Below are 8,874 nucleotides of genomic sequence, written 5' to 3' on the forward strand. Positions count from 1 at the left end.
GGAAGATTTACGTGGCTGGGCAACAGAGCTGAATTATAAACAGAGATAGCGTGCTGAGGTAAAACGGGCTGCCCGTTTTACCTCCGGGGTACTACATTTTTTCGACAGTGTCGATGCCGAGCGTATCCAGACCCTGCTTCAGGGTTTTGGCCGTCAGCAGCGCCAGCTTCAGGCGGCTCTGGCGGGTGGTATCGTCCGCTGCGTTGAGGATCGGACAGTGTTCATAAAAACCGGAGAACAGACCGGCCAGATCGTACAGATAAGCACACATCACATGCGGCGTACCGTCGCGCGCTACCTGCATAATCGTCTCTTCAAACTGCAACAGGCGAACCGCCAGCGCCGCCTCGCGATCCTCACTGATGACCGTTGTGCCAGTAATGGCGGACTCATCAATGCCTGCCTTGCGGAACACCGACAGGACGCGCGTGTAGGCGTACTGCATGTAAGGTGCCGTATTGCCTTCAAAGGCCAGCATGTTGTCCCAGTCAAAAACGTAATCGGTCGTACGGCTCTTTGACAGGTCGGCGTATTTCACCGCGCCGATACCCACGCTGGTCGCCAGCGCGTTCAGTTCGTCCTGCGGCATCTCCGGGTTCTTTTCACTGACCAGCTTTGTCGCGCGCTCAACCGCCTCATCCAGCAGGCCGGAAAGCTTAATGGTGCCGCCCGCGCGCGTTTTAAACGGCTTGCCGTCTTTGCCGAGCATCATGCCAAACGCGTGATGTTCCAGCGGGACGGATGCCGGCACATAGCCCGCCTTGCGAACGATTGTCCACGCCTGCATCAGATGCTGGTGCTGACGTGAATCAATGTAGTAAAGCACGCGATCGGCCTTAAGCGTTTCATAGCGGTATTTCGCACAGGCAATATCGGTGGTGGTATAGAGGTAGCCGCCATCCTTTTTCTGAATAATGACGCCCATCGGGTCGCCATCTTTGTTCTGGTATTCATCGAGGAAAACCACGGTCGCGCCTTCGCTCTCCACCGCCAGGCCTTTTGCCTTCAGGTCGGCAACGATACCCGGCAGCATATCGTTATAGAGGCTTTCCCCCATCACGTCATTTCGGCTCAGTGTCACCTTCATGCGGTCGTAAATCTGCTGATTTTGCGCCATGGTGATGTCGACCAGCTTCTTCCACATTTTACGACAGTATTCATCGCCGCCCTGAAGCTTCACCACATAGCCGCGCGCGCGCTCGGCAAAGGCCGGATCTTCATCATAGGTACGCTTTGCTTCCCGGTAAAAACCTTCCAGGTCGGCCAGCGCGATCTCTTCATGGTGTTCGCTCTGCTGCTTCTCCAGAAAGGCAATCAGCATGCCGAACTGCGTGCCCCAGTCGCCAACGTGATTGGCGCGGATGACATTGTGCCCGAGGTAGGAAAGGGTACGTACCGCTGCGTCGCCGATGATGGTTGAACGGACGTGACCGACATGCATCTCTTTTGCCACGTTGGGCGCGGAGTAGTCCACCACGATTGTCTGAGGTTCAACGGGCGCAATGCCCAGTCGCGGCGCATCAATCACGCTGTCAACCTGCGCGGCGAGCCATTCCGGCGCGAGAAAAAGATTGATAAAGCCCGGCCCGGCGATCTCGACTTTAGCGGCAATGCCGCGCAGATCGAGGTGTTGCAGCACTTCTTCGGCCAGTTGTCGGGGCGCTTTGCCCAGTTTTTTAGCGACGGCCATAATGCCATTAGCCTGATAATCGCCGAACTGCGGTTTTGCTGACTGACGCACCTGCGGTTCGCAATCCGCCGGAGCGCCTGCTGCGATCATCGCCTGACTGACTTTTTCTGAAAGAAGAGCCTGAATATTCACCGGGTTACCTTAATTGTGCTGATAAAGCCTGCGCGCAGGCCGTCTGTCCGTATGCGCTCCATCGCCGGATGACGAAGGATATCGCTAAAAAATGAAGGGGAAAAGTATACTGTATTTTGCGGGAAGTAATCCAGGAACCTGCGGGCGAGAGACTGAAGAAAGCGGCGGGAAGCTGCCCGCCGCATCTGAGTGAGAGACGTTAACGACGACGCGATGGTCTGTGCGGGCTCTCCATGGTGGTTTTCGTATTACGTACCTTCCAGTGGCGTACCAGCGCAAACCCCGTCATCGCGATAAGAACGGCGACAAGTAGTAACATAAGCATTTGGCTTTTCCTTGTATTTGGGTCAAGTGGAACTGTTAAAGATTAAGAATACTCTACAACACCCCGCAGAGGATTTAAGAAAACTCGCATTGTTTTAATTTAAGTAAATTAAAACAAAAGGTTAAGTTAGTCTATCTAAATAATATTCTGGTACTGAACCAGCGTAAAGTAGTGATTTTGCGGCAAAGCGACGGTTTATTATAATAATTATTAATGGTCGTTAGAAAAAAAAGCGATCGTGTGGCCCTGAAAAAACACCAGCATCAAACTAAATGATTAGTAAAATTTCATTATCAAAGGTAATAAACATGTTTTTACTGGGGAATTCAAGAGAATTAAGTGATTTAGCTAATGATTTACCGCGTTTCGAGCAGGCTCTGCTCAATTTTGCAGCCCGGCTCAAACTTTCCCTTGAAGAACTGGAGATTGATCACATTGCGCTACGCTGCCATCAAAATACCACCGCAGAGCGATGGAAGCAGGGATTATTGCAGCTGGGAACGCTCTTTTCAGAAAAAGAGATAAACGGTCGTCCCGTGGCGCTGTTTGAATTACATGAGCCGCTGACGGTTGGCCCATGCCGCATCGACGTGGTCGAACTCCCCTGGCCCGGTCAACGTCTCTACCGCCATGAAGGCTGGGAACATATCGAAATTGTGCTGCGGGGCGACCCCTCAGAACTTGCCGCGCGTGCGTTGGCCCTGCTGGCGGATGACGGGCTTTGTCAGCCCGGGATTTCGGTAAAAAGCAGCGCGCCGCAGGGGGCAGGCGAGCGACTGCCAAACCCGACGCTGGCGGTTACCGACGGCAGCGTCACGATAAAATTCCATCCGTGGCGTTTACAGGAGATCGTCGCCAGCGAAAAAAACTAACGTATATGGCCGCTGCGGACAGCTATCGTCATGCGGCGTAATGCCTCCTCGATTAAATCGCGCGGGCAGGCAAAATTAAAGCGGACAAAACCATCATCGCCAAAATCGCGGCCGGGAGAAAATCCCAGGCCGTGACGTTCAAAGAACAGCGCCGGGCTGGCGACGTCAAGCCGGCTGGCATCGATCCAGCCCAGGTAAGTGGCTTCTGGCGCGACCATTGACAGGCCATTGATTGCATTAATACGCTGTGTGAGAAAGTCGCGGGTTCCGCGCAGATAGTCCAGTTGCTCATCCAGCCACGCCTGCCCGTCGCGCCAGGCGGCCGTGGCGGCCACATAAGCAAGAATATCAACGCCGGGCACGATGCCCTGACGCTGCTTTTTAAAGCGCTCGCGCAGTGATTTATTGGGAATGATCGCCAGCGAGGCGCCAAGTCCGGCGATATTAAAGGTTTTCGAAGGCGAAATAAGGGTAATGGAACGCTGCGAAGCGTCTTCACTCAGGCTGGCAAACGGAATATGCGTCAGGCCGGGCTCCAGGATCAAATCGCTGTGGATCTCATCAGAACAGACGATCAGGTCATGTCGCCGGGCGAAATGCAGTTGGGCTTCCAGCTCCTCGCGTCGGTACACCGTACCGCCGGGATTCTGCGGATTGCACAGCATCAAGAGTTTCTCGTTACCGCTCATCTGCATTTCCAGCGCGGCGAGATCCATCACCCAGCGCTGATTTTCAAGCCGGAGCTGCGCATTAAGCTGCGTGCGGTCTGCCAGTTTTGCGGCAGAGCGGAACGGCGGGTAAATCGGCGTGGGCGCAATAGTCCCCTGATGTGCATCGGTAAAAGCGCGGACGCTCAGGTTAAGACCGCTGACCACCCCCGGCAGAAAAACCAGCCAGTCTGGCTCAATATGCCACTGGTAGCGATCGGCCATACGTTGGATAACAATGTCGATCAGCTCGGCAGGCGTATCGCCATAGCCGAACACGCCATGCTCAACGCGACGTTTAAGCGCGTCAATAATGCAATCTGGCGAACGAAAATCGCTGTCCGCCACCCATAATGGAAGAACGTCGCGATCGCCATATTTTTTCCATTTTAAACTATCGCTGTGACGGCGATCTATCCGTTCATTAAAATTGGGTGCCATGTTGCCCGTTCCCGTTAATATTATTCTTAATGTCTGGAAGCAAAGCAGACATCCGGAAAAAAAACAACTCCCACACAGCAGTCATTAACAGGAGGATGAAATGCTAAAACTGGAAGTATGCTGCTACGGCGTTGATTGTGCTCTGGCAGCGGAAAATGCCGGGGCCGATCGCATTGAACTTTGCGCTGCGCCCGCAGAAGGTGGGTTGACCCCTTCGGCAGGAAGCCTTATTCAGGCGCTAGAGCGGCTCAGTATCCCGATTCATCCTATTGTCAGGCCGCGCTGCGGTGATTTTTGCTTTACCGATGGCGAGTTTAACGAGATAAAATCGGATATCGCGTTTATTCGCGAGCTGGGTTTCCCTGGCCTTGTGGTCGGCGTACTGGACATTGATGGTCATATCGATATGCCGCGCATGAAGCAGATTATGGCGCTGTGCGAAGGGATGGCGGTAACGTTTCATCGCGCGTTTGATCTCTGTCACAGTCCGCTGACGGCGCTGTCTCAGCTAACGGATTTGGGGGTGGCGCGCATACTGACTTCCGGCCAACAGCAGAGCGCGGAAAGCGGATTACCCTTATTAAGGGAACTTAATCGCCACACCCGTGGTCCAATCATTATGGCTGGCGCGGGCGTGCGTCTGAGCAACCTGCAAAAGTTTATTGATGCCGGACTGCCTGAAGTGCACAGTTCGGCCAGCCAGCGAATTCCTTCCCTCATGCGTTACCGCAAAGCGGGGGTTTCGATGAATTCCGTCGCTGAAACCGACGAATTCAGCCGCCCGTGTGTTGATACTGATATGGTTGAGGCTATGAAGGCCGTCATGCTCAGTTCACCGGTCAGAGTCGCATGACCCGATTTTGCCGCACAGCACGCCAGTATAGCGACGTGATGTTTTGCAAGTACCAGGCCCCATCGTTTTGATGGGGCTTTTTTTCTTTCAGCGGCAGGTAAAAACGCCGACCGCTGCAAACGTCATCAGGACTGCGGGCCGCCGTCCGGGCCGCTTCCCAGGGTACCGCCTGGCGCCTGCTGACCACTTGGTGCATGTGGACGACCATCGCTGCCGACGGCGCTGCTGTCGTGCTGGCAACCTGCCAACGTTGCTAATGCGAACATAAATACCGCGCCAATTAATGATTTTTTCATGGCTATTTCCCTGAGTTAATGGTGAATTATCATCAAACGATGAATAACAACCTTAGCCTGGTGGCTGAATGATGCCAGAAAAGTCGATGGGTTTTTTCATCCGCTGTGCAGCACGACGACAAATTTCCTCTTACACTTAACTTTCCATTATTACCGACGAGATTTCTGATGAAAATCATCATGCTGAGCGCCGTCTGCCTTTTCGTGCCGGGCGTAATATACGCTGCGCCAGATTGCCCGCCTCACAGTCAGCAGATAAATGACAGCAACAGCATTCTCCTGCTTGGCGGCACGGCAAAAGGGCCGATTAAACAGGTTGTCGTCGGCGAGTTTGGTAAAGACGTTAACCAACAGAAGCGAATTCTTGGACAGTTTGATGAGTGCGGCGCGCTGCTCCGTGCTGATATCAGCGTGGATAAAAATGAAGGGAATATGGCGCTGAAGATCGTACAAAGCATCACCCGTGTGGCGTCGGGCTGGCAGGCGGTCTATGAGATTGCGGTTTTTGCCGTTAAGGACGGACAGCCGCAGCAGGTCAGCAACAAGCAGGGAAACATCAGTTATCGCGTCGGGAGCAAGGGCACGATTATCAGTGCAAGCGATGCTTTTCTGCTTGATGGTCAAAAAGGTTTTACGGAAACGACGAACAGTTTTGATGGCCGCCGGCGCCTGACGAAAAGCGTCGCGCGTGGAACAGACGTACGAGTCAATGGAGAAAGTCGCTACCGCTGGAATGCTAAAAATCAGCTGATTAACTCATCGTCAGAAAACAGCAAATCGACCTGGAGCTACGACAGTGACGCGCGCGAACAGCGTTTACTGACACTGACGCATTCGCCCACCAGTGAGCTGACCACGATTGACGACTGCCAGCTCTGGGACAGCTACGGCAACTGTACGTTGAGCTATTCGCGCGAAACGGAAGTGCTGCCGCAGGGCGAAATCCGCCGCAATATCAGCGCTGCCTACCGGTTTGAATATTGGGATAAAAACGGCAAAGCGCCGCAGGATGCAGACGAATAAGAGCGGTTTTCCTGCCGCCGGATCTCTGCCGGCGGCACAGGCTGTCAGGGTTTGCGCGCGACCAGCACCGCACGCAGCGGGGCGGGATAGCCTTCCACCGTCAGGCTGGCATCGTCGGGATCGAGAAACTCGGCCAGTGATTCGCTGGTCATCCAGTCGGTGCGGCGCTGCTCGTCCGTGCTGGTGCGTGAGTAGTCAACGACGCGCACGTCCACAAAACCGCACTTTTCCAGCCAGCTCTTCAGGGCACCGGTGGAGGGAATGAAAAAGACGTTGCGCATCTGCGCATAACGCTCGCCCGGCACCAGTACTTCATGCTCGCCCCCTTCAACCACCAGCGTTTCCAGAACCAGTTCGCCACCGCTGACTAACTGGTTTTTAAGCTGGAACAGGTGATCGAGCGGCGAACGGCGATGGTAGAGCACGCCCATGGAAAAGACCGTGTCGAAAGCTTTCAGTTCCGGCAGTTGTTCAATCCCCAGCGGCAGCAGATGCGCGCGCTGATCGTTACCCAACAGCTTACGGACCGCCTCAAACTGACATAAAAAAAGCTGCATCGGATCAATGCCAACCACCAGGCTGGCGCCCGCGCCGATCATTCGCCACATGTGATAGCCGCTACCGCAGCCCACATCCAGCACCAGCCGGCCCGCCAGCGGTGAAATATGCGGCGCCACGCGCGTCCATTTCCAGTCCGAGCGCCATTCCGTATCGATATTCACGCCATAAAGCGAGTAGGGCCCTTTGCGCCACGGCATCAGGTTACGCAGCAGGTTTTCCAGTCCTGAGCGCTGACGGTCGCTGAGATGGCTGCTGTCGGCGCTGACGCTGTGCAGCAGATCCAGCGTGTCGGGCTCGATGATGGGCAGATGCTCAACCGAGCGATCCCAGTTTTTGAAGTGACCGTGTAACTGTTCGCGCTGCCAGGCGGCAATATGCGCGGGCAGCGTTTCCAGCCAGTGAGAAAGCGGGCTTTTTGCAATAAGCTGATAAAAATTACCGAAATCCATCAGGCATTACCTGCTTTCAACGCCACCAGCGATCCGAAGTTAAAACACTGAAACCACAGTTCAGCATGCGCAAAGCCCGCATTATTCAGCCGCGCCTTATGGGTTTCCACGCTGTCGGTCAGCATCACGTTTTCCAGCATGCTGCGTTTCTGGCTGATCTCAAGCTCGCTGTAACCGTTCGCCCGCTTGAAGTCGTGATGCATATTAAACAACAGTTCGCCAACGTCTTTATCGGCAAAGCTGAACTTCTCGGAAAGCACCAGCGCGCCGCCGGGACGCATCCCTTCGCACACTTTTTTCAGCAACTGCTGGCGCTCATCCGGCGCCAGGAATTGCAGCGTAAAATTCAGCACCACCATCGATGCGTTTTCGATGACGACATCGCGAATATCCGCTTCGATCACCTCAACCGGCGTTTCGGCGCGAAAGGCGTCAATGTGTCGGCGACAGCGTTCAATCATCGCCGGTGAATTATCAACGGCGACGATCTTACAGCCTTCAGCCTGAATGTTGCGGCGAACAGAAAGGGTTGCCGCACCCAGCGAGCAGCCGAGATCGTAAACCTGCGTATGCGGCTGCACGAAGCGCCCGGCGAGCATGCCGATCATGGAGATAATATTGGAGTAGCCAGGCACCGAGCGCTGGATCATATCGGGGAAAACTTCAGCCACGCGCTCGTCAAACGTCCAGTCGCCCAGTTGAGAAATTGGCGCGGAGAACAGCATATCGCGGTTAGACATAGTGGTAAGTCCGGGAGAAAAACCCGTATTTTGTCAGAAAGCGGCGCGGGCTGCATCCTTTCTGCGCGCGCGGGCATGAACAATCAGTGCAGCGTCAGCACCAGATCCCAGGGAAGGTAGACCAGATTGAGGATGACCATGATCAGCAGAGAGAGCAGCGTCAGCATCATGCCGTTTTTACGCCAGAGCAGTGTGCTGCTGCGCAGGCCATAAGCGTGTAGCGCACGGCCCAGAAACAGCAGCAGGCCGCACAGGTGCAGCATCCAGATGTCTGCGCCGTTCATCTCCATAATAACCAGCAGCAGCAGGGCAAGCGGAATGTATTCCGCCGCGTTGCCGTGCGTGCGGATCGCCGTCTGCAATTCAAAAAAACCGCCGTCGCCATAGGCAACACGATATTGACGTCGCAAACGCACCACGTCCAGCGACAGTTTAATCAGGAAAAGAGCTCCAACGACAACATAGAGGGCGCTGACCATCCCACTTTTATCCTTTCTGAAATTTTAAAGGCCATCATAGCGATGAACGGGGAGCCTGTCAGTGCCGCGTCGGGCAATTAACGATAATCGTTAACAATTGTGGTTAAAAGAGGCGATCCTGCTGCGGCCAGCGCGGCGCGTCGCCCAGCTCAGGTAAAATCTGCTGAAGGGAAGGCCAGAGATACTGTACCAGGTCGGGCGCGAACGCGACGTCAGGCGTATGGATAAACAGCCACGGCTGGCCCGCTGTTGTCCACTGCGGCAGCTTTTGCAGCCATGCCTGAAACCACGCGAGGTTGGCTGCGA

At 54.7% G+C, this 8,874-nt stretch carries 10 protein-coding genes and 1 pseudogene; 3 read left to right on the forward strand and 8 right to left on the reverse strand.

All coding sequences use genetic code 11. From position 1 onward, the window contains the following. Positions 1-91 precede the first annotated feature (91 nt). Entirely contained in the window at positions 92-1,822 is a 1,731-nt protein-coding gene (gene argS / locus GS12_RS12205; protein ID WP_034947321.1) for an arginine--tRNA ligase, read from the reverse strand. 199 nt (positions 1,823-2,021) lie between these two features. Continuing rightward, positions 2,022-2,147, reverse strand: coding sequence for a hypothetical protein (locus tag GS12_RS25145; RefSeq protein ID WP_255350082.1), 126 nt, complete (start codon positions 2,145-2,147; stop codon positions 2,022-2,024). A gap of 308 nt (positions 2,148-2,455) precedes the next feature. On the opposite strand from GS12_RS25145, the gene GS12_RS12210 reads away from it, so the two are divergent. Then, positions 2,456-3,019, forward strand: coding sequence for a VOC family protein (locus tag GS12_RS12210; protein WP_034947325.1), 564 nt, complete (start codon positions 2,456-2,458; stop codon positions 3,017-3,019). Here the strand turns inward: GS12_RS12210 and GS12_RS12215 are convergent. Next, on the reverse strand, positions 3,016-4,167 hold the full coding sequence (locus GS12_RS12215) for a MalY/PatB family protein (protein WP_034947328.1): 1,152 nt from the start codon (positions 4,165-4,167) through the stop codon (positions 3,016-3,018). The two genes, GS12_RS12210 and GS12_RS12215, sit on opposite strands and share 4 nt — an antisense overlap. Before the next feature lie 100 nt (positions 4,168-4,267). Between GS12_RS12215 and cutC the strand changes: the two genes are divergently transcribed. Beyond that, positions 4,268-5,020: a copper homeostasis protein CutC gene (cutC, locus tag GS12_RS12220; protein ID WP_034947331.1), complete on the forward strand. Its 753-nt coding sequence runs from the start codon at positions 4,268-4,270 to the stop codon at positions 5,018-5,020. Positions 5,021-5,145: 125 nt separating this feature from the next. On the opposite strand, the gene GS12_RS24770 is transcribed toward cutC, so the two are convergent. Next, positions 5,146-5,316: a hypothetical protein gene (locus GS12_RS24770; RefSeq protein ID WP_034915449.1), complete on the reverse strand. Its 171-nt coding sequence runs from the start codon at positions 5,314-5,316 to the stop codon at positions 5,146-5,148. 168 nt (positions 5,317-5,484) lie between these two features. Between GS12_RS24770 and GS12_RS12230 the strand changes: the two genes are divergently transcribed. Beyond that, positions 5,485-6,339, forward strand: coding sequence for a hypothetical protein (locus GS12_RS12230; protein WP_034947334.1), 855 nt, complete (start codon positions 5,485-5,487; stop codon positions 6,337-6,339). A 44-nt stretch (positions 6,340-6,383) separates the two neighbouring features. On the opposite strand, the gene cmoB is transcribed toward GS12_RS12230, so the two are convergent. From cmoB to GS12_RS12250, 4 genes and pseudogenes are all read right to left on the reverse strand, one after another. Next, a complete protein-coding gene (gene cmoB, locus GS12_RS12235; RefSeq protein ID WP_200884520.1) occupies positions 6,384-7,349 on the reverse strand; it encodes a tRNA 5-methoxyuridine(34)/uridine 5-oxyacetic acid(34) synthase CmoB in 966 nt (321 codons plus the stop codon). Further along, a complete protein-coding gene (gene cmoA, locus GS12_RS12240) occupies positions 7,349-8,089 on the reverse strand; it encodes a carboxy-S-adenosyl-L-methionine synthase CmoA (RefSeq protein WP_034947339.1) in 741 nt (246 codons plus the stop codon). The genes cmoB and cmoA overlap by 1 nt, the downstream gene beginning before the upstream one ends. Before the next feature lie 83 nt (positions 8,090-8,172). Further along, entirely contained in the window at positions 8,173-8,568 is a 396-nt protein-coding gene (locus GS12_RS12245; RefSeq protein ID WP_034915440.1) for an MAPEG family protein, read from the reverse strand. A 103-nt stretch (positions 8,569-8,671) separates the two neighbouring features. Further along, positions 8,672-8,874: pseudogene (locus tag GS12_RS12250) on the reverse strand (DUF72 domain-containing protein); the annotation flags it as partial.

The organism is Erwinia oleae, assembly GCF_000770305.1.
Classification (GTDB): Bacteria; Pseudomonadota; Gammaproteobacteria; order Enterobacterales; family Enterobacteriaceae; genus Erwinia; species Erwinia oleae.

What these genes read in the sequence shown, in the direction of transcription:
- GS12_RS25145 (WP_255350082.1), bottom strand. Translation starts at nt 2,147, where the DNA reads ATGCTTATGTTACTACTTGTCGCCGTTCTTATCGCGATGACGGGGTTT.
- GS12_RS12210 (WP_034947325.1), top strand. Translation starts at nt 2,456, where the DNA reads ATGTTTTTACTGGGGAATTCAAGAGAATTAAGTGATTTAGCTAATGAT.
- GS12_RS12215 (WP_034947328.1), bottom strand. Translation starts at nt 4,167, where the DNA reads ATGGCACCCAATTTTAATGAACGGATAGATCGCCGTCACAGCGATAGT.
- cutC (WP_034947331.1), top strand. Translation starts at nt 4,268, where the DNA reads ATGCTAAAACTGGAAGTATGCTGCTACGGCGTTGATTGTGCTCTGGCA.
- GS12_RS24770 (WP_034915449.1), bottom strand. Translation starts at nt 5,316, where the DNA reads ATGAAAAAATCATTAATTGGCGCGGTATTTATGTTCGCATTAGCAACG.
- GS12_RS12230 (WP_034947334.1), top strand. Translation starts at nt 5,485, where the DNA reads ATGAAAATCATCATGCTGAGCGCCGTCTGCCTTTTCGTGCCGGGCGTA.
- cmoB (WP_200884520.1), bottom strand. Translation starts at nt 7,349, where the DNA reads ATGGATTTCGGTAATTTTTATCAGCTTATTGCAAAAAGCCCGCTTTCT.
- cmoA (WP_034947339.1), bottom strand. Translation starts at nt 8,089, where the DNA reads ATGTCTAACCGCGATATGCTGTTCTCCGCGCCAATTTCTCAACTGGGC.
- GS12_RS12245 (WP_034915440.1), bottom strand. Translation starts at nt 8,568, where the DNA reads ATGGTCAGCGCCCTCTATGTTGTCGTTGGAGCTCTTTTCCTGATTAAA.